Source organism: Natronococcus occultus SP4 (assembly GCF_000328685.1).
GTDB lineage: Archaea > Halobacteriota > Halobacteria > Halobacteriales > Natrialbaceae > Natronococcus > Natronococcus occultus.
In genome coordinates this window covers 2509779-2529718 of sequence record NC_019974.1, presented here as the reverse complement: position 1 = coordinate 2529718, position 19940 = coordinate 2509779, and the positions used below count along the sequence as shown (strand labels likewise).

Here is a 19940-nt window from a genome sequence, read left to right as displayed (position 1 = left end):
GCACACATATCTCTTTGTATACAGCTTCGGGGTCGGAAAAGCAGGGCGCGGAAAAACGTCGGGTCGTGCCGGCCCGTTAGGCCTCGCCCTCGTCCTCGTCGGTCAGGTCCTCGATCCAGCTGATCGCGGCCATCGCCTGCGGGAAGCCAAGCGTCGGGATCGAGAGCGCCGCGACCTGTTTCAACGCCTCGGGGTCGACGTCCTCGTCGAGTCCACGCCGGACGTGGGAGTGGACGGCGCCCTCCGACTGTGCGCCGATCGAGAGCGCGAGTTTCACGAGACGTTTCGTCTCGTCGTCGATCGGACCCGCCTCCGAGGTGGCCTCGCCGAGATCCGAGTACGCCTCCCAGACCTCGGGGTAGTCGTCGGCGAACTCGCCCGCTGTCGACGGCAGTTCGTCGGGATCGTCTATCTGATCGGCCATCTGTGTGCGAAGCGTCTGTTCGGATCACCAAGATACTTCTGCCGAACTCCGGTCGCCGGGAACCGGGTTCCCCGGTCGTCGATGTCCGCCGGGCGGGTCACAGAACCCTTTTCTACGAACCGCCCAACGTTCGGATATGGACGGATTCGACGTCGCGGTCGGAGCGTTCGGCCTCAGCGGAACGGCCGCGATCTTCGTGCTTACCCACCGGGACGCGATCCGACAGGAGATCTCCCGACCGCAGCTCTGGGCCGCGGTCGCGGCGATCCCGTTCCTGCTCGGTATCGGCCTCTACCTGTTCGCGCCGGCGCCGATGACGGGCGTTATTATGACCGCCAACACGGGAATCGTGCTGTACACGTTCGAACGCGAGATCGCAAACGAGAGCGACGAGGACGGCGACGAGTCGGTCGAACCCGGGACGCTACCCGGACAGAAGTGACGTCGTTGGACGGACTCGCTCGAGTAGCTCCCGACACCGCACGGCTTTTGCCCGCGCCGTGTAAAGGGAGGCCAACATGAGCGACTCCGCGGATTCCGGGACCCCGACCAACGCCGACGGGGACGGCGCGCCGGCACAGGTCTCGAGTCCGGACTACCACAGCGAGAACCACACTGCGGCCCAGACCTGCGGCTGGACGGCAAACGCCCTGCGCGGCGAGGGCTGTTGTTACAAGAAGGTCTACTACGGGATCGAGTCACACCGCTGTATCCAGATGACGCCCGTCGTCAAGTGCAACGAGCGTTGTGTCTTCTGCTGGCGGGACCACCAGGGCCACGCCTACGAGCTGGGCGACGTCGAGTGGGACGACCCCGAGGCGGTCGTCGACGCCTCGATCCGCCTCCAGAAGAAGCTGCTGTCGGGGTTCGGCGGGAACGACGAGGTCCCCCGCGAGGTCTTCGAGGAGGCGATGGAGCCCCGCCACGTCGCCATCTCGCTTGACGGCGAGCCGACGCTGTACCCCTACCTGCCGGAGCTCATCGAGGCCTTTCACGATCGGGATATCACCACCTTCCTCGTCTCGAACGGCACCCGGCCGGAGATGCTCCGGAACTGCGATCCGACACAGCTGTACGTCAGCGTCGACGCCGCAGAACGCCACACCTTCGACCAGGTGGTCAAGGCCGTCGAGGACGACGCCTGGGACCGCCTGCTCGAGACGATGCACGTCCTCAGCGAGAAAGAGGAGACCCGTACGGTCCTGCGGACGACGCTCGTCGACGGGGAGAACATGCACCACCCCGACTGGTACGCCGGCTTCTACCAGCAGGCCGATCCCGATTTCGTCGAGCTGAAGGCGTACATGCACGTCGGCCACTCCCAGGGGCGGCTCGACCGATCCTCGATGCCCGACCACGAGGACGTCGTCGCGTTCGCCGAGCGCGTCGGAGAATACATGCCCGAGTTCACCGAGGTGAAGGGGGTTCCGTCCTCGCGGGTCGTCCTGCTCTCGAAGACGACCGACACCTGGGTCCCGAAGCTCAAAAAAGACAGCGAGTTCTGGGAACGGGACCCGATGACCGGCGATTGAGCCGATCGCCGGACCGCACGGTCGGTCCGTGACACACTCGGCTGCGCGAAGGTGTTCGCCGGAGGACTTTTCTCTTCGTCGGGTGGACGTTCCGTAGGAACCGAATAAACTGCCGTCAACTCCATCACAGTTTTGTTACGCATTCCATATCCGATACGCTTTTGGGTACCCCGACAGAACGCTTAGGTATGTCAGTGACAGCCGAGTCTGCCGTCGGCCACGACGAGCTCGCCGTTCTCAAACTCCTCGCGCTCGAGGGCGGGCTCGAGGGTGACGTGAAGATCTCCTGTTCTCGCCTCGCGGAACGACTCGACGCCTCGAACCAGACCGCCTCGCGGCGGCTTCAGCGCCTCGAGAGCGCCGATCTGCTCGATCGGGACACCGTCAGCGACGGCCAGTGGGTCGCGGTGACCGACGCGGGCGAACGTGCCCTCCACGCCGAGTACGAGGACTACCGACGGATCTTCGAGACCGACGCCGAGGTCGCCCTCGAGGGGACCGTCACCAGCGGGATGGGCGAGGGACGCCACTACATCTCCCTGCCGGGGTACCAGCGCCAGTTCGAGGACCGGCTCGGGTACGAGCCGTTCCCCGGGACGCTGAACGTCGACCTCCGCGAGGACAGCGTCCGTCGCCGGAGCGCCCTGGCTTCCCTCGAGCCGGTACCGATCGACGGCTGGGAGGACGAGGACCGAACCTACGGGCCCGCGGTCTGTCATCCGGCGACCGTCGAAACCGCAGACGGTGAGAGCTACGACGAGGCTCACATCATCGCTCCCGAGCGGACCCACCACGACGAGGATCAGCTCGAGGTCATCGCACCCAAGAAACTCCGCGAGGCACTCGATCTCGAGGACGCGGATCACGTGACGGTCACTGTGGGTGATCGCCGATGACCGGTCACCACGCCAGCGCGAACGCCGGGACGGGCGGACAGACCCCGGCAGCGTTCGAACGCGCCCTCGAGTCGCTGCGGGCCGGCGAGCCGGTACTGGTCCACGACGCGGCCGACCGGGAGGGCGAGACCGACGTCATCTACCACGCCGACGCTGTCACGTCCGACGCCGTCGCTCACATGCGAAACGATGCCGGCGGACTGGTCTGTGTGGCGCTGGCCAACGAGATCGCGGAGGCGTTCGACCTCCCCTTCTACACCGAGGAGATCGACCACCCCGCCGCGGCCGACCACGAACTCGGTTACGACGAGCGCTCGTCGTTCTCGCTGACGGTCAACCACCGCGACACCTACACCGGGATCACCGACGCCGACCGCTCGCGGACGATCCAGGCGCTCGGCGAGGCCGCTGCCGATCCCGCCGCGACCGACTTTGCGACGGAGTTTCGGGTTCCCGGCCACGTCCACCTGCTGAAGGCCGCCCCCGACCTGCTCGCCCAGCGCGAGGGCCACACCGAACTCGGGCTCGCCCTCGCCGACGCCGCCGACCTCCCGCCGGCCGTCGTGGTCTGTGAGATGTTGGACGACCAGACCGGCGCGGCGCTGACCCCCGCCGACGCCCGCGGTTACGCTGACCGCCACGACTACGTCTACCTCGAGGGCCGGGACGTCCTCGAGCGGCTGGGCTAAGGGGCGTCAGTCGCCGTTGCTCTCGGTCGGCGTCCGCTCGTCTCCGGGCCCGCTGCGATACACCGCGTAGAGAACCAGGACGGCGATCGAGAAGTCCACCCCGTGTTCGAGGAGGTGATGGAACGTCATCGGAACGAGCCCGAACAGCGTCCCCAGCCCGACGAGCGAACGGGTCACGAGCAGTCCGAGCACGACCGTGATCAGCAGGTACCGCGTCGATCGCCGGCGGAGGTAAGCCACGAGCCCGATACAGAACAGCGTGGTCGTTCCGACGACCGCGAGCACGATGACGGCGAGCAGAACGGGCGTCAGCTGGGGGTCGACCCATTCGAGGTTGAACGGGCTCGTGTGGTGCATCTCCGTTATCGTACGTCGGCGTGTGAGTCACCTATGTGCTTCGGTCGAACTGGCGGTGTCGGCGTCGAAGAACGAACCGGTCCCGCCGGACCCGAACCGCGGGACGTGCCACCGTTCCCGTCGACCGGGAGGGATCGAAACCCGTTACCGGCCCGAGCAACTACCGGCTAACAACGCTCGCTCGCCGACGGGACCGATTGCAATGACAGATACGAAACGAGAGATCAGAGCCCACGTCCGCACGAACGCTGGAATTCACTTCAATGAGCTCGTCAGAGAGTCGTCGTTCGCGCCGGGACAGGTCCAGTACCACGTTCGCCGACTGGTCGACGACGACGAGGTCGTCCGCAACGAGTTCTACGGTCGAACCCACTACTACACCCCAGAGTACGACGAGCACGAACAGGCCGTACTGGCGCTGTTCCGGCGTGAAACCGCACGCGAGATCGTCGTCTACCTGATCGAGCACGAGCCCGCGGCGCCGGGAACGGTCGCCGACGAACTGGGGATCGCCCGGAGCACGCTCGAGTACCACCTCGATCGACTGGTCGAGCAAGACGTCGTCGAGAAGGCGTACGATCGGCGCAACCGCGTCGAACTCGGGCTGGCAGATCCCGAGCTAACCGGGGAGTTGCTGTCGACGGTCGAACCGACAGTTCCCGACCGGCTGCTCGACCGGTTTACCCGCCTCGTCGACGGGCTGCTCGAGCGCGAGCCGGCCTCGAGATAGCAACTGGAGTCACGACGTCCCGAACGCGGAGCCGCTTTCTTTTACCGACGGTAGACGGCCGGAGCGGGCTTTCGTCTACTGTACCAGAAGGATAGTGGTAGCCGAAAAATAGAGGGTACATATGGACCGATCGGTGAAGCGACGGCGTTTCGTACAGGTTGCTGGAACCGGACTCGCAGTCGGACTCGCGGGCTGTGCCGGCGACAACGGCGAGGACGACGATACCGGTGACGACGATGCGGGAGACGATCACGAGGACGACGGCGACGAGGCGTCCGAGGATGTCGAGGAGGGACTGATCTACGCGTTCGCGCCGGAGACGATCGCGGTGATCGATCCCGAGGACGGCGAGGTCGTCGACGAGATCACCGAGGGACTCGACGACGAGGGATGGGGTGATCCGCGGATCACGGCCGACTATGACGAGATCTACGTCATCAGGGAGTCGCCCTCCCAGGTGCTCGTCATCGACACCGCGGCCCGCGAGATCGTCGACGAGATCGACATCGGACCGGACGGGACCCACATGTACCACCCCAACGACGACGAGATGTGGGCCCACAGCGACGAGGAGGGGACCTTCTACGTCATCGACACCGACTCCCACGAGGTCACCGAGATCGTCGAGTCGGGCCTCGAGACGGAGGGTCACGGCAAGCTCCTCTACCACGAGGACTTCGGTTCGATGGGCTACGCCACGAACGTCAACGATCCCGGCGCGCCGGTGATCGACCTCGAGAACTACGAGCGAAGCGACTTCATCGAGTTCGAGAACGAAGACGAAGGGACCCACTACAAGGCCTACGCTCCCGAAACGGAACTCGCGTACTTCGAGTTCGGAGACGAGACCGTCGTCGTCGACACCGAGAGCGACGAGGTCGTCGATACGCTCGATTTCGCGGGCGGGATGTATCTCTCTCCGGACGAGGACGTCATGGGCGTCCTCGACGGCAACGAGATCCGGTTTCTCGACGCGACCAGCGAGGACAGCGAGGAGCTCGCGGTCGTCGAGGTCGACGAGGGCCCCGACGCGCTTCGGTACCACGAGAGCGAGGACGGGACGCTGTACGCCTACACGGCTCACACCCAGGCCGACGAGGCGTCGGTCATCGACGTCGAGGCCGGCGAAGTCGTCGAGACCGTCGAGATCGGCGACATCGAGCGTCCCGAGGGCGCCGACCACCTCCACCGAACCGCCGTCGCCGGTGGCGGCTACTTCGTCAGCCCCGCCGACGCCGACGGCACCGTCGCCGTCGTCGACATGGAGGCCCAGGAGGCCGTCGACCAGGTCGAGGTCGGGGAGGGGGTCGATACGGTCCAGTACGTCGGCGACTCGGGCACCGGCTACACCGGCTCCCTCCGCTAACTGATGCCGTCGAACTCGCCGTTCGCCCGACGCGACTCGCACACGCGGCGATCGCTCGTCGCGGCGATACTGGCGTGTCTCGTCGTCGTCGGCATCGCGATCGCTCTCGTCGCGACCCCGGTCGCGGCCCACGCTTACCTCAGCGAGTCGGATCCAGCGAACGGCGAACAGCTCGAGACGCTCCCGGAGGAAGTGACGCTTACCTTCTCGGGCGACGGGGTCGTCACCGCCGATATCTCTGTCGAGGGGCCCGAGGGTGAGGACGTCGCCGGCGAGCCCGAGATCGATCCCGACGATAGCCAGATCGTCCGCGTGCCGATCGAGGACGCCGACGGCGACGGCATGTACACCGTCGACTGGGAGGTGCTGGCCGACGACGGCCACACCACGTCGGGCTCGTTCTTCTTCGCGGTCGGCGACGAACCGCTCGATCGCGACGCCGTCCTCGAGGCTCAGGACGGCGACGAGACCGACGAATCGATCCCGCCGATCGAGGCGGGAGCGAAGGGACTGTTGCTCGTCGGGATCGCCGGCCTGCTCGGGGTCCCAGCAGCCGCTGCCGTCGCCGCCGGTCCCGTCTTCGCCCGGACTGACGCGTCGCCGCGGGAGCGTCTCCAGCGGCGCGTGACGCGGCTGCTGATCGTCGCCGCCACACTCGCGGTCGTCGGCGCCGTCGTCCTCGGGCTCGCTCGGAGCACGAGCCTCGGACCGCTGTCGATCGGGACGCTCGGGGAGTTCATCGAGACGCCGCTCGGGCAAGCCTGGATCGTCCAGCTCCTCGTCGCCGCGGTCGTCGTCGGGATCGCCGCCTGGGCGACCCGAGGACTCGGGCGCCGCCCGTCGCTTGCGGGCGCGTTCGTCGGCGGTCTTGGCCTCGCGGGTGCGGTCGCCTGGACGAGCCACTCGGCGACGGCGATCGACCGCCTCCAGGGAACCGTCGTCGACGTCGTCCACATCGTCGGTGCCGGGCTCTGGGTCGGCGGACTTGCGGTGCTCGCTCTCGCCGTCGTCCCCGCGGCCAGGGCCGCTCCATCGGCCGACCGCTCGTGGCTCGTCGCCGCGACGATCCGGCGGTTCTCGGTGCTGGCGATCGCCGGCGTCACGCTCGTCGCGGCGACGGGGTTCGTCCTGGCCTCCTGGCACGTGCCGACGGCCGACGGCCTCACCGAGACGACGTACGGGCTGGTCCTCGTCGCGAAGCTGGCGCTGATCGCGCTCGCGCTCGCGCTTGCCGGCCGCACCCGCTTCGTCCTCCTGGGACGGCTCGCGCCGTCCGCCGGGGACGCCGGGACGTCCTCGCGGCCGACCGCCACCGACGGCGGCGAGGTCGACGACGGGAGCCTCCGGTCGATCGTCCGGACGGTTCGACTCGAGCTGGCCGTCCTCGTCGCGGTTCTGTTGCTCTCCGGACTCCTGACGTCGGCGCCGACCGCAGCCGTCGCCGGAGCCGACGACGGGCCCGTCGAGGCGACGATCGAACGCGAGTACGACGACGGCGTCCTCGAGATCGCCGCGGTTCCGGCCGCCGACGAGAGCGACGAGGATGAGCCCCTGCCGCTCGAGGCTGACGAGCCGGTCGTTTTCGAGGTAACCTTCCTCGCCGACGGCGATCCCGCCGAGTCCGAACAGCCCGTTCGGCTGCTCGCGAGCGGCGAGGACGGTACCGAACTGGAGGTCGAACTCGAGGCGACCGACGACGGCAGCTACGCGACGGTCCAGCCGCTCCCCGAGGACGGCCACTGGGAGCTTCGCGTGACCGGGGCTCCCGACGGCGCCTACGTCAGCGAGTGGATCGATGCGACCGTCGTCGGCGACGAGACGCACGATCACGACGACGGTACCGGCCACGAGGACGGCGAGCACGACCACGGCGAGGAGCACGCCTCCCACGAGGACGGCGAGCACGATCACGGCGACGAGGAGTCCCCGCTGACGGTCCTCCTACAGTTCGGCGCCGCCGCCGTCGCGATCGTCGGCACCGTCGCCGTCGTCCTCGAGGGGATTCGGGTGCGCGACCGCGATCCGTAACGGACTCACAGTCCGCCCCGGGACGCTCCCGATCCCTGTCCACGCCAGACAATCGCGAACGTTCATTATGCAGGGATTCGTCCCACCGTCTATGGGATTCGACGAGATGGACGTCGACACGATCTGGATGGACGGCGAGTTCGTGGACTGGGACGACGCACAGATCCACGTGCTCACCCACGGGCTTCACTACGGGACGGGGATCTTCGAGGGGGCGCGCTGTTACGACACCGAGGAGGGCCCCGCGATCTTCCGCTGGGACGCCCACCTCGAACGGCTCTACCAGTCGGCCAAGCCCTACGAGATGGAGATCGGCTACGACGCCGAGGAGCTGACCGAGGCGACCCTCGAGCTCGTTCAGAGCCAGGAGCTGGCCTCCTGTTACATCCGCCCCGTCGCCTTCTACGGCTACGACAGCCTCGGCGTGAGTCCCGGCGACTGTCCGACCCGGATCGCGATCGCCGCCTGGCCGTGGGGCACCTACCTCGGCGAGGACGCCCTCGAGAACGGGATCGACGTGATGGTCTCGTCCTGGCGGAAACACGCCTCGAGCCAGGTGCCGACGAACGCCAAGACCACGGGACTGTACGTCAACAGCATGCTCGCGGGCGAGGAGGCCCGCAGGAACGGCTACGCGGAGGCGATCGTCCTGAACAAGGAAGGCGACGTCGCCGAGGGCCCCGGCGAGAACATCTTCCTCGTTCGCGACGACGAGATCTATACGCCCGGGCTCTCGGAGTCGATCCTCGAGGGGATCACGCGCAACACCGTGATCGAGCTCGCGGAGGATCTGGGCTACACCGTCCACGACACGGCGTCGATCTCGCGGGGCGAGCTCAACACCGCCGACGAACTGTTCTTCACCGGCTCGGCGGCCGAGGTCACGCCCATCCGGAAGGTCGACAACGTCGTCATCGGCGACGGCTCGCGAGGTCCGGTCACAGAGGAGATTCAGTCGCGGTTCTTCGAGGTCGTCGAGCGTCGCACCGACGAGTACGACGAGTGGTTCACGTACGTCTAGGTCTGCGTTCGAGCTACTGCGCGAGCGACGCGATCCGCTGGACGGGTGGCGATCCGAGGACGACCCGTTCGGGCTGTCGTCGTCGATGACAGTCGTCACCGCAGGGGCGACCGTCCTCGCAGGTAGAAGACAGCCCCTTCGTGAGACCGCTGTTACTCGTTCGTCGACACTTCGAGGATCATCTCGTCGCCGTCTTCGAGCGTGTACTCCGTCGGATCGACCGCCTCGTCGTCGACCAGCGCAGTCATCTCGGTACCGTCGTCGGCCTCGCTGTACGTGTCGCCGTCGTACTCGAGGACGTGGTCACCGTCGACGGTCTCGAACGAGAAGTACGGCAGCAGGTCGATCCCCTCTGCGAACGTCACCCGCTCTTCGCCTTCCATATACCACTGGTCGCTGGTTTCGTGGAGGTGGAAGTCGATCGAGTGGTTGGCGGCGTGTTCGGCCTGGTACCGGTCCGCGGAGAGATCGACCGGCTCGCCGTCGATCACGATCTCGATGTCGCCGCGGTCGTCGACCTCGTCGTCGGAGAGACAGCCCGCGAGGACGGCGAGACTTGAGGCCCCCGCGAGTACCGCTCGTCGTTGCATACTCGTCCGGAGGGATGGATCGACTCAAAGCCTTCTGGTTTCCCCGTCGAAAACGTTGCTCTCAGTCCTCGAGGCGTCGTCGGTCGGCGTCGGTTCCGCCCTCGCCGCCGTCGGTCGTCGCCTCGTCGACGACGTCGATCGAGACTCCCGCCTCCATGTCGCGGTTGCGGTTCGAGTCGCCGAAGCCGGCGCTCAGCACGCGGGTGAGGGCGTCCTCGACGTCCTCGTCGAGCTCGGTGATCCGGCCGGGCTCGACCTCGATGACGAACCCGGTCGTGATGTTCGGCGACGTGGGTAAGAAGAGCACCTCGCGGCCGTCCTCGGTCACCTTTCCGGTTTTGAACGCGGTCATCCGGAGCCCGTCCCAGGTCTCGAGCTTGACGGGTTTCTGCAGGGAGTCCTGCTCGCCGAAGGCGGTTTCGGCGGCCATCTTCGAGGCGTTGTAGACGACCCGGATCACGGGCACCCGGTTGGCGACGTTGTCGAGGAGCCGTTCGACCAGTCCGCCGACGGTCGTTCGCATGAGGTAGCCGACCGAGAACGTGAGGATGACGAGCACCGTCAGCGCGACGATCACGCGGAGGAACTGGGCGAGCTCCTCGCGGGTCTGCTGGGCCTGGCCCCCGTCGCCGGGAATCAGCGGTCGAAGCGCGGCTTCGTCGAGGATCATCCCTGGCGTCAGCCCCGCGATAAAGCCGTAGAGCCAGTAGCTGACATAGAGCGTCACGAGGATCGGGCCGAGGACGATCAGCCCGCTCGCGAAGTCACGCTTCCACGAAGCCATTGTCACGTTCCTCTCACCAGGGGCTAATGAGCCCTTTCCTTTAGCGGCCGACGATCGCTCGCACCGCGAACCAGAGGTTCTCCTTGCGCTCCATCGCGCGCCGGTAGAAGTAGGACTTCCAGCGACCGCCGTAGGGGACGTACTGGTAGACCTCGTACTCCTCGGCGAGGTTGAACTGGGCGTCGTTCCGGACACCCATCAGCATCTGGATCTCGAAGTCAGTGCCGTGTTCCTCGTGGAGCTCGATCGCGCGATCGATCATCGCGGGATCGTGGCTGCCGATCGCGATCCCGTCCTCGAAGTTCTCGAAGGCGTACTCGAGCAGGGCCTTGTACTCCCGGTTGACCGTCTCCCGATTCTTGTAGGCGATCTCGGCCGGCTCGTCGTAGGCACCCTTGACGAACCGGATCTTCCCGGGGACGTCGGCGAGCCGCCTCACGTCCTCCCGGGTCCGTCTGAGGTTTGCCTGAACGCAGACGCCTACCCCACCGTCGTGTTCTCTGGCCAGCTCCTCGTAGGCGTCGAGGGTCGCGTCGGTCGTCGTGTGATCCTCCATGTCGATCCAGACGAAGACGCCGCGGTCGGCCGCCGTCTCGACGATCTCCTCGAGGTTCTCCCGAAAGACGTCCTCGCCGAAGTCGAGGCCGATCTGGGAGGGTTTGACAGAGACCGTCGCCCCCAGATCCGAGCGGGCGATGTCCTCGACCAGCTCCCGGTACTCGCGGGCGTCGGCGTCCGCGTCCTCGCGGTCGTCGTAGTGTTCCCCCAGCAGGTTCACGATCGCCTTTACGTTCCGATCGTTCAGCTGGCGAACGTGGTCGAGGGCCTCGGCAGGCGCCTCCCCGGCGACGAACCGGCTCGCGATTGGCGGGATCATACTCGATCTAGGTGACCGTCCGTATATGGAACTAGTGCTACGTCTCGCCCGACGAGTCGAGGACGAACCACCCCAGACTAAGACCTGCGGGTGCCTCCCGCCGAACATGGCAGTACTCGAGACGATCGTCGTCGCCTTCTGGGCGATGTTGCCGGCCTACGTTCCAAACAACGCCGCGGTGCTGGCCGGTGGCGGTCGGCCGATCGACGGCGGACGGACGTGGGACGACAAACGCGTGCTCGGCGACGGGAAGACCTGGCGGGGAACCGCCGCGGGAATCCTCGCGGGAGTCGTCCTCGCGGGCGCACTGACCCTCGTCGCCGACGACGTGAGCGCGGCGACCGGGATCGACGTCCCGGCGTTTACGCCGCTTGCGGCGGTCGGCCTCGCCGCGGGAGCGATGCTCGGCGACATCATGGCCTCGTTTCTCAAGCGCCGAACCGGACGCCAGCGCGGCGCCATGTTTCCCGGACTGGACCAGCTCGATTTCGTCGTCGTCTCGCTTCCCCTGACGGCGCTTTTGGCGACCGAGTGGTTCTTCGAGGTGTTCACGTGGAGCGTGGTCGCCGTCGTCGTCGTGCTCACCCCGATCCTGCACGTCACGACGAACATGATCGCCTACCAGCTCGGGCTGAAGGACGAACCCTGGTAGTCGCCCGAGTCGACGGAACGACGTCCGTCGATTCCGATTCCACGGCCGCTCGCCGACGTCTTTCGCCCCGCTTATATCGGTGCTCCTCATCGATAGTGATTGACTATCGAGCGACAGACGTTCTCACGGCCGACCGACGGCTATCGAACCGATTTCTGTGTACGTCCTCTATGGATACTGTGGACAAATTATTTATCACTGTTCCACCTGGCCCTACGTATGACGAGCAGTCCACCGATCGACGAACTCCACTACGACGAGGCACCGACCGTCGACAGCGTCCCCGGCCCACGATCGCGGGAGCTACTCGAGAAGCAACGCGAGATCGACAGCAGCGCGGTCGCCTACCCCGAGGACATCCCGGTCGCGTTCGAAGAGGGATCGGGCGCGACGGTTCGGGACGTCGACGGCAACACCTACATCGACATGTTCGCCGGGATCGGCGTGCTCAACGTCGGCCATGCGAATCCCTACGTCCTCGAGGCCGTCCACGAGCAGGCCGACAAGCTGGTCCACACGGTCGACTTCCCGACCGAAGCCCGCCTCGAACTGATCGAGAAACTCGACGAGATCGCACCCGCGGGACTGGCGGGGAACCAGAAGGTCGTCTTCGGCGGCCCGACCGGCAGCGACGCCATCGAGGCCTCGATCAAGCTCTCGAAGTACAACAGCGACGGTGACGGGCTGATCGCGTTTCGCGGATCCTACCACGGCGCGACCACCGGCGCGATGAGTCTGACCTCGAACACGAAGCTCAAGGAGCACTACTCGCCGCTGCTTTCGGACGTCGTCCACGCGCCCTACCCCAACCCGTTCGACCAGGACAAGACGCCTCAGGAGGCCGTCGACCACGCCCTCGAGGAGGTCCAGGCGATCCTCGAGGACCCCTACGGCGGGCTCGCGAACCCCGCGGGCATCTTCGTCGAGCCGATCCAGGGCGAGGGCGGCGTCGTCACCCCGCCGGAAGGGTTCCTGCAGGGGCTGCGCGACCTCGCCGACGACAACGACGTCACGCTCGTCTTCGACGAGATCCAGAGCGGCTTCGGCCGCACCGGCGAGTGGTGGGCCAGCGACTGGGCCGACGTCACGCCCGACGTCATGACCTCGGCGAAGGCGCTCGGCGGCGTGGGCTTCCCGCTGTCGGCGACGATGTACCACGAGGACCTCGATACCTGGGGCTCGGGCGACCACGCCGGCACCTACCGCGGCCACGTTGTCGCGATGCGGGCCGGCAGCCGCGCCATCGAGTACATCCAGGACCACGACCTGTTAGCCCACGGTCGCGAACTCGGAACGTCCCTCCGCGACCGACTCCGGGAGGTCGCCGACGGGAACGACCACCTCGGCGACGTCCGCGGCCAGGGGCTGTTCATCGGCGCCGAGTTCGTCGATAGTGACGGCGAGCCCGCCGACGACCTCGTCGACGAGATCCAGCAGTACTGCTTCGAACACGGCGTCCTCGTCTGGACGGCCGGACGACACAGCAACGTCCTCCGGCTGCTACCGCCGCTTGTGCTCACCCACGAGCTCGCGGAGACGGCGATGGACGTTATCGCCGACGCGATCGAACACGCGACCGCCGCGGCCAAACGGACAGCCTGAGGACGCGACCGATGTCCGACACCGAACCCATCAGTACCGACGGCGCACCGAGCAACGACAACCCCTACTCCCAGGGCGTCCGCGCCGGGGACACGCTCCACGTCTCCGGCTACGGCCCCGTCGATCCCGAGACAGGCGAGGCCGTCGACGGCGACATCGGGACCCAGACCGACCGCGTCCTCGAGAACATCGCCGCGGTCGTCGACGCGGCCGGCGGGGACGGCCTCGCAGACGTCGTGAAGGTCACCGTCTATCTCACCGATCTCGAGGACTACGAGCGGGTCAACGAGGCCTACGGCGAGCGGTTCGGCGACGAGCCGCCCGCCAGAGTCTGCGTCGAGGTCTCGCGGCTGCCCGAGGACGTCCGCGTCGAGATGGACGCGACCGCCTACCTCGGCTGAGTCGTCGAGAGTTCGTCGTTCTCCGTTACTCTCCGCTCGGACTCGAGCATACGGGGGATGGCATCGATGTGAGGATCGTCGACGCGCACGAGATAACCCCGGGCGAGTTTGGCGGGCTCCAACACGAATTCGGGCCCTCACTGTCGGTTCAGGCTGCCGCTGAAGAGTCGTCGCCCGCCATGAAGCGTGGGGCGAACCACGCCCCGTTCGTCCGACGCCCGAATGGCGACGTTGATCATGATTAAGTATCCCCCACACCTAGGAGCGCCAAGAATGGCCTACGACGTGCGGACCCGGTTGCGCGACCTTCGACGAGCGTTTCATCGCCACCCCGAACCTGGCTGGCGGGAGTTCCAGACGACGGCCCGGATCGTCGAGGAGCTCGAGCGCATCGGCGTCGACGAGATCGCCGTCGGCCGGGAGGCGCTCTCGACCGCCCAGCGGATGGCCGTCCCCGACTCCGACGAACTCGAGCCCTGGCTGGAGCGCGCCCGCGAGGCGGGGGTTCGCGAGAACGTCCTCGAGCGGACCGTGAACGGCCACACCGGCGTGGTCGGCGTCCTCGAGCGCGGCGACGGGCCGACGATCGGGCTCCGGGTCGACATGGACGCGATCTCGATGACCGAGTCCGATCTGGCCGAGCACCGGCCCGCTGCAGAGGGGTTTCGCTCGGAACACGAGGGATACATGCACGCCTGCGGCCACGACGCCCACATCGCGATCGCGCTGGGGACGATCGAGGCGATCGAAGAGAGTGATTTCGAGGGGACGCTGAAGGTCTTCTTCCAACCCGCCGAGGAGATCTCTGGCGGGGGGAAGGCGATGGCCGAGGGCGGCTACCTCGAGGACGTCGACCACCTGCTGGCGCTCCATATCGGGCTCGACCACCCGACGGGCGAGATCGTCGCCGGCGTCGAGAAGCCGCTGGCGATGGCTCACCTGACGGCGACGTTCGAGGGGGCAAGCGCCCACGCGGGGAAGGCGCCCAACGAGGGCGGGAACGCGATGCAGGCCGCGGCGACGGCGATCCAGAACGCCTACGCGATCCCCCGCCACAGCGACGGCCAGACTCGCGTCAACGTCGGACGGATCGAAGGCGGCACTGCCAGCAACGTCATCGCCGAGGAGATCACGATCGACGCTGAGGTCCGCGGCGAGACGACGGGGCTGATGGAGTACATGCGGACCGAACTCGAGCGTGTCTGTTATGCCGCCGCGGAGATGCACGACTGTGACGTCACGCCGCGGGTCGTCAGCGAGTCCCCTCGGGCCGACAGCCACCCGGCCCTGCGGGAGCTCGTCGGGAGTGTCGCCCGGGACGTCGACGGCGTCGACCGGGTGATTCCCTCGACGGAGTTCGGCGTCAGCGAGGACGTCACCTACCTGATGAACCGCGTTCAGGACAACGGCGGACTCACCTCCTACCTGCTCGTGGGGACCGATCATCCGACCAACCACCACACGCCGACGTTCGATATCGACGAGCGGAGTCTCGAGATCGGTACGGGGGTGCTCTCGGCGACGATCCTCGAGCTTTCCCGGCGACCGGTGTGACCCTCTCGCGACGCGCGGGACCTGTTCGATCCGTATCACGTTGCTCGGATCAGAAACGTTAATTCGCGCGCTCCGCCAGTGTTCCCTATGAGCCAGGATGACGTTCCGCAGTCGCTTCGGACCGCGGCCGACTCGGATCGCCCCCGCGGGATCCTCACACCCTCCGACCGTGATTTCCTTCTCGGTCGCAAGACCGACTACACCGACCACTCGAAGAAACAGAAGCGCAACCGGATCCGGCGTCGGGTCCGTAACGCCGTCCTCGATTTCAGTATCCTCTTCGAGTACATGGAGGAACGCGACCGGGAGACGGTGTTCGACCCCGACGACGAGGATCGGGACGCCTACACCCAGGGGATCACCGACATGCTCGCCTTTCTCCATCTCGGAACGATGGGGTACCACACCCCGTTCAAGGACATGCTCTCGCAGGGCGTCGGCAAGGCCGAACAGCGCCTCGCGGGGTCGAACTACCGGATGGTCAACGTCGAGTTCAACGTCGAACCGGTCGGTCAGATCGACGTCGACGAGGTCGTCGAGAAGCTCGAAAACGAGGAGTTCGCTCAGCTCACCGACGAGGAGCTGCGTGCGTTCGTCCGACTGTTGACGATGTCCGACTCCTTCTCCCCCGAGGCGACTCGCGAGGAGATCAAGGATCGCGTCGACGAGTTCGCCGAGCGCGTCGCCGAGAGCGCGGCGGCTCGCGAGCGAAACGCCGAGGAGCTGACGAACTGATCGGCTCGGTCGAGACGAATACAGTACCTGATTACGACGTCTTTTGACACGTCCGCCAGTTAGTGCATCGATATCGGACTTCGACCCTCTGGTTCGAGTATCGGACGTCACAGCAATACATTCTGAAGATATATCTATATACTATGGCCGTGTGTTCGATTATAGGTTCTGTTGAGAGACGTCCGTACTGATCCGTACAATAAACGTAATCTGTGTATGTGAGATACGAAAAGGAAATATTTATGCGAGATACTGGCAATGGGTTCGGTATGCCATCGCAGCGCACGGCAAGCGGACGGGAGCACCGACGCGGATCGAAGCGACCGCTCGGCTCGAAAGCGGGGGGTGAGTTCGCGTGAGCAACGACGAACCGGGGATGGTCGGTCGGTTCCTCGACGAACTCGACCCGGTCGTGTTCGTGTTCGGCGCCCTCCTCACTGTCGGCGTCATCGTCGCCTTCTTTATCGATCGGAGCTTCGTCGCCGGGGGAATCGAGACCGTCCATGGGGAGATGCTCAGCTACATGAGCTGGGCATTGCTGGTGATCGTGTTCCTGGTCGTGGTCTTCCTGCTGTACCTGATCATCGGTCCCTGGGGGAAGCTCAAGCTCGGCGACGAGGACCCGGAGTACAGCTTCCTCTCCTTTTTCGCGATGCTGTACTCGGCCGGTTTCGCCGCGGGCGTCGTGTTCTGGGGACCGACCGAGGGACTGTTCTACTACGCCGATCCGAACCCGCTGTTCGGCGCCGAAGGGGGGTCCAGCGAGGCCATCCCGCTCGCGATCCAGCAGACGCTGTTCCACTGGGCCTTACCCCAGCTTGCGGTGTTTACGATCATGGGGATCGCGATCGGCTACTTCGCGTACAACTACGAGAAGGTCCCCCTGCGGGCTTCCTCGGCGCTGACGCCGATCATCGGGAAGGACAATCTGGACGGTCCCGTCGCCAAGATCGTCGACATCCTCGCGGTCTTTGCGACGATCGGCGGCGTCGCGACCTCGCTTGGGTTCATCGGGAGCCAGTTCGTCAGCGGCCTCGAGTACCAGTGGGGGATGAACTTCGGTGACACCGGTATCCTGCTGATCGTGACGACCATGACGATCCTGTTTACGATCTCGATGGTGCTCGGGATCGATAAGGGGATTCGCCGGCTCTCGAACTTCAACATGGGACTGTTCGTCCTGATCATGCTCGCGACGTTTATCCTCGGCCCCACGATGTTCCTGCTGTTGCTTGGCTCGCAGGCGATCGGCGGGATGATCAGCGACTTCGTGGCGATGAGTCTCTACACGGGTGCCGGCGACGGCGGCACCGGCTGGGTCGAGAGCTGGACGGTCTTCTACTGGGCGTGGGCGCTCTCGTGGTCGCCGTTCGCCGGGCTCTTTATCGCCCGGATCTCGAAGGGCCGAACCATCCGCGAAATCGCCTTCACCGGGATCGTCGCGACCTCCGCTGCGACCATCCCCTGGTTCACGTTCGTCGGTGGGACCGCCGTCTTCCTGCAGGATACGGGCGGTGCCGACTTCGGCGAGGTCATCGCGGGGGAGGTCGGTGCGGAGATCTCCGGGTTCATCCTGTTCGACGCCCTGCCGTTCGGTGCGATCTTCATGGTCGCGTTCCTCGTGCTCGTGACGACGTTTTTCGTCACTTCCGCCGACTCCTCGACGCTCGCCGTCTCGATGATGACCACCGGCGGCAAGGAGTCGCCGTCGACGATCAACCGGGTCTTCTGGGGGATCGTCCTCGGGCTGACCGCCGCGATCCTGATGATCCTCGGCGGCGAGGGCGGTGCCGGCGCGCTCGAGCAGGCCGTCGTCATCACCGGCGCGCCGTTCGCGATCGTCTGTTTCCTCGCGATGGTGTCGCTGATCAAGAACCTCAGCGGCACTAACGGCCGCGTGTTGCTCCAGGAGGAGACGGTGATCATCGGCTCGACGGAACGGCGCTCCGACGATCCGACCACGACCGCGGAGCCGGGCGACGACGACTGACGATCGTCTTTCGCCGTTTTTTCGTTCGTTGTCGCTCGACCCGCCCGACTCCGTGCCCATCTATAACAACATTTAATGTACGACGTACACATTATCTGTGTATGGATAGGGACACTGCCGAACCGAACGTGGATGCGTTCCCCGGCCCCAACGCCCGCGAGTGGGTCGAGTTCCACGGGGAGAACGCGGCCCCCAGCGAGTACTCTCACGAATTCGTCTGGGACGTCACCCGCGAGGCCAACGGTCCGTTCGTCACCGACGTCGACGGCAACGTCTTACTCGATTTCACGTGTCACATCGGCGCCGCGCCGCTTGGCTACAACAACGAGAAGATCACCGACAAACTACGGGAGTTCGATCTCGTCGAGCCGATGAAGATCGCCGGTCAGGACATGTACTTCGGTGCGGGTCCAACCCCGGAGGAATCCGACGTTCCGGGATCGAGCCACCTGATGGAGACGCTGGTTGACGTCTCGAGCCAGTACGGCATGGACACCGTCTTCCTCTCGAACTCCGGCGCGGAGGCGATGGAGAACGCGATGAAGATCACCCACGACTACCGGGCGCCCGCGAAGTACGGCGTCGCCTTCGCCGGCAGCTTCCACGGACGCACCTTCGGGACGCTCTCGATCACCAAATCGAAGGAGGTCTACACGCGCCACTACCCCCAGATCGACGGGATCGAGACGGTGCCGTTTTGCGCGGATCGGGGCTGTGACGCCGACAGCTGCGACTGTGGCTTCTTCGCCGGCAGCGACTCGCAGCTCCGCGGGATGCTCGCGCCCGAGGGCGGTCACATCAACCCCGACGAGATCGCGTTTCTGACCCTCGAGCCGATCCAGGGCGTCGGCGGCTACCGCTTCCCCAGCGAGGCGTTCATGCAGGAGGTCGCGGACGTCACCGACGAGTACGACATCCCGCTGGTCGTCGACGAGATCCAGTCCGGTATCGGCCGGACCGGTGAGCTCTGGGCCGCCGATCACTACCCGATCGAACCCGACGTCATCTCGGCGGCGAAGGCGCTGCGAGTCGGCGCGACCATTTCGCGCGAGGAGATCTTCCCGAGCGAGAAGAACCGACTGGGGTCGACGTTCGGCGGCGGCGACCTGTTGGGCTCGATGATGGGCGCGTTCACCCTCGAAGCGATCGACGAGTACGAGCTGCTCGAGAACGCCACCGAGCGAGGACGGCAGGCCCAGGAGTTACTCCGGGACGACGCGCCCGACCACGTCGTCGACGTCCGGGGGAAGGGGCTGATGCTCGCCGTCGAGTTCGACACCGCCGAACGCCGCAGCGCCGTCGTCGAGGAGTCGCTGCGCCGCGGGCTGTTGACGCTTGGCTGCGGGAAAAAGACGATCCGGCTGCTCCCGCCGCTCGACTCTAGCACACGCGAGATCGAGCTCGGGATCGGGCTCTTCCTCGAGGCAATCGAGGCCGCGGGGCGGAGCGCGACGGTCGCGTAACGGAGTCGATCGGTTCCTATCGTCCGATCGGCGGCGCCGTTCCGGAGGTGATGCTCGCGGTTCTTTATCGAAGTACAGGCGCAAAATCCACGACTTCAGTCGTGGGATACGCGCTGTAAGGTTGAATGCGCTTGCTACAGTACTACCGGTTGTGCGTGGAAACTGGCAGTTGACTCGGCGTTTGCCACGGCGAGAGCCGAAATCAAACAAGTAAGCCGTCCACGCCAGCCGACAGTAAATAACTCAGAT

General features: G+C 65.9%; 20 protein-coding genes. 15 read left to right on the top strand and 5 right to left on the bottom strand.

From position 1 onward, the window contains the following. Positions 1 to 76: 76 nt before the first annotated feature. On the bottom strand, positions 77 to 424 hold the full coding sequence (locus tag NATOC_RS12655) for a carboxymuconolactone decarboxylase family protein (protein WP_015321839.1): 348 nt from the start codon (positions 422 to 424) through the stop codon (positions 77 to 79). Positions 425 to 560: 136 nt separating this feature from the next. Between NATOC_RS12655 and NATOC_RS12650 the strand changes: the two genes are divergently transcribed. From NATOC_RS12650 to ribB, 4 genes are all read left to right on the top strand, one after another. Continuing rightward, on the top strand, positions 561 to 866 hold the full coding sequence (locus NATOC_RS12650; RefSeq protein WP_015321838.1) for a hypothetical protein: 306 nt from the start codon (positions 561 to 563) through the stop codon (positions 864 to 866). A 76-nt stretch (positions 867 to 942) separates the two neighbouring features. Further along, positions 943 to 1956 carry a 4-demethylwyosine synthase TYW1 gene (gene twy1, locus NATOC_RS12645; protein WP_015321837.1) on the top strand — a complete coding sequence of 338 codons (1014 nt, stop codon included), beginning with the start codon at positions 943 to 945 and terminating at the stop codon, positions 1954 to 1956. Positions 1957 to 2144: 188 nt separating this feature from the next. Next, positions 2145 to 2852 (top strand): DUF120 domain-containing protein, encoded by a 708-nt coding sequence (locus tag NATOC_RS12640; protein WP_015321836.1) that lies wholly within the window; start codon positions 2145 to 2147, stop codon positions 2850 to 2852. Further along, positions 2849 to 3541: a 3,4-dihydroxy-2-butanone-4-phosphate synthase gene (gene ribB, locus NATOC_RS12635; protein WP_015321835.1), complete on the top strand. Its 693-nt coding sequence runs from the start codon at positions 2849 to 2851 to the stop codon at positions 3539 to 3541. Before NATOC_RS12640 ends, ribB begins: the two co-directional genes overlap by 4 nt. A gap of 6 nt (positions 3542 to 3547) precedes the next feature. On the opposite strand, the gene NATOC_RS12630 is transcribed toward ribB, so the two are convergent. Next, complete coding sequence (locus tag NATOC_RS12630; protein WP_015321834.1) at positions 3548 to 3898, bottom strand: DUF7471 family protein; 351 nt, start codon at positions 3896 to 3898, stop codon at positions 3548 to 3550. Positions 3899 to 4100: 202 nt separating this feature from the next. Here NATOC_RS12630 and NATOC_RS12625 point away from each other — a divergent pair, with 202 nt between their 5' ends. From NATOC_RS12625 to NATOC_RS12610, 4 genes are all read left to right on the top strand, one after another. Next, positions 4101 to 4628 (top strand): winged helix-turn-helix transcriptional regulator, encoded by a 528-nt coding sequence (locus tag NATOC_RS12625; protein WP_015321833.1) that lies wholly within the window; start codon positions 4101 to 4103, stop codon positions 4626 to 4628. A gap of 121 nt (positions 4629 to 4749) precedes the next feature. Beyond that, the gene (locus tag NATOC_RS12620; protein WP_015321832.1) at positions 4750 to 5994 is read left to right on the top strand and encodes a beta-propeller fold lactonase family protein; all 1245 of its coding nucleotides are present in this window, start codon (positions 4750 to 4752) and stop codon (positions 5992 to 5994) included. 3 nt (positions 5995 to 5997) lie between these two features. Further along, the gene (locus NATOC_RS12615) at positions 5998 to 8022 is read left to right on the top strand and encodes a copper resistance protein CopC (RefSeq protein WP_015321831.1); all 2025 of its coding nucleotides are present in this window, start codon (positions 5998 to 6000) and stop codon (positions 8020 to 8022) included. A gap of 91 nt (positions 8023 to 8113) precedes the next feature. After that, positions 8114 to 9043, top strand: coding sequence for a branched-chain amino acid transaminase (locus NATOC_RS12610; RefSeq protein WP_015321830.1), 930 nt, complete (start codon positions 8114 to 8116; stop codon positions 9041 to 9043). Between the two features lie 152 nt (positions 9044 to 9195). Here the strand turns inward: NATOC_RS12610 and NATOC_RS12605 are convergent, their stop codons facing one another. The 3 genes from NATOC_RS12605 to NATOC_RS12595 all read right to left on the bottom strand — a co-directional run bounded on the left by NATOC_RS12605 (position 9196) and on the right by NATOC_RS12595 (position 11294). Continuing rightward, positions 9196 to 9633, bottom strand: a complete 438-nt coding sequence (locus NATOC_RS12605; RefSeq protein WP_015321829.1) for a hypothetical protein — start codon at positions 9631 to 9633, stop codon at positions 9196 to 9198. A 61-nt stretch (positions 9634 to 9694) separates the two neighbouring features. After that, a complete protein-coding gene (locus NATOC_RS12600) occupies positions 9695 to 10417 on the bottom strand; it encodes a DUF502 domain-containing protein (protein ID WP_015321828.1) in 723 nt (240 codons plus the stop codon). A 40-nt stretch (positions 10418 to 10457) separates the two neighbouring features. Continuing rightward, positions 10458 to 11294 carry a proline dehydrogenase family protein gene (locus tag NATOC_RS12595; protein ID WP_015321827.1) on the bottom strand — a complete coding sequence of 279 codons (837 nt, stop codon included), beginning with the start codon at positions 11292 to 11294 and terminating at the stop codon, positions 10458 to 10460. A gap of 106 nt (positions 11295 to 11400) precedes the next feature. Between NATOC_RS12595 and NATOC_RS12590 the strand changes: the two genes are divergently transcribed. From NATOC_RS12590 to NATOC_RS12560, 7 genes are all read left to right on the top strand, one after another. After that, a complete protein-coding gene (locus NATOC_RS12590; RefSeq protein ID WP_015321826.1) occupies positions 11401 to 11946 on the top strand; it encodes a CDP-2,3-bis-(O-geranylgeranyl)-sn-glycerol synthase in 546 nt (181 codons plus the stop codon). 219 nt (positions 11947 to 12165) lie between these two features. Further along, a complete protein-coding gene (locus NATOC_RS12585) occupies positions 12166 to 13548 on the top strand; it encodes an aspartate aminotransferase family protein (RefSeq protein ID WP_015321825.1) in 1383 nt (460 codons plus the stop codon). 11 nt (positions 13549 to 13559) lie between these two features. Next, positions 13560 to 13949 (top strand): Rid family detoxifying hydrolase, encoded by a 390-nt coding sequence (locus NATOC_RS12580; protein WP_015321824.1) that lies wholly within the window; start codon positions 13560 to 13562, stop codon positions 13947 to 13949. A 273-nt stretch (positions 13950 to 14222) separates the two neighbouring features. After that, positions 14223 to 15503, top strand: coding sequence for an amidohydrolase (locus NATOC_RS12575; protein ID WP_015321823.1), 1281 nt, complete (start codon positions 14223 to 14225; stop codon positions 15501 to 15503). An 87-nt stretch (positions 15504 to 15590) separates the two neighbouring features. Beyond that, positions 15591 to 16238 carry a hypothetical protein gene (locus tag NATOC_RS12570; protein WP_015321822.1) on the top strand — a complete coding sequence of 216 codons (648 nt, stop codon included), beginning with the start codon at positions 15591 to 15593 and terminating at the stop codon, positions 16236 to 16238. A 376-nt stretch (positions 16239 to 16614) separates the two neighbouring features. After that, entirely contained in the window at positions 16615 to 18228 is a 1614-nt protein-coding gene (locus NATOC_RS12565) for a BCCT family transporter (RefSeq protein ID WP_015321821.1), read from the top strand. Positions 18229 to 18329: 101 nt separating this feature from the next. Further along, positions 18330 to 19691 carry a class-III pyridoxal-phosphate-dependent aminotransferase gene (locus NATOC_RS12560; protein ID WP_015321820.1) on the top strand — a complete coding sequence of 454 codons (1362 nt, stop codon included), beginning with the start codon at positions 18330 to 18332 and terminating at the stop codon, positions 19689 to 19691. The last annotated feature ends 249 nt before the right edge of the window (positions 19692 to 19940 follow it).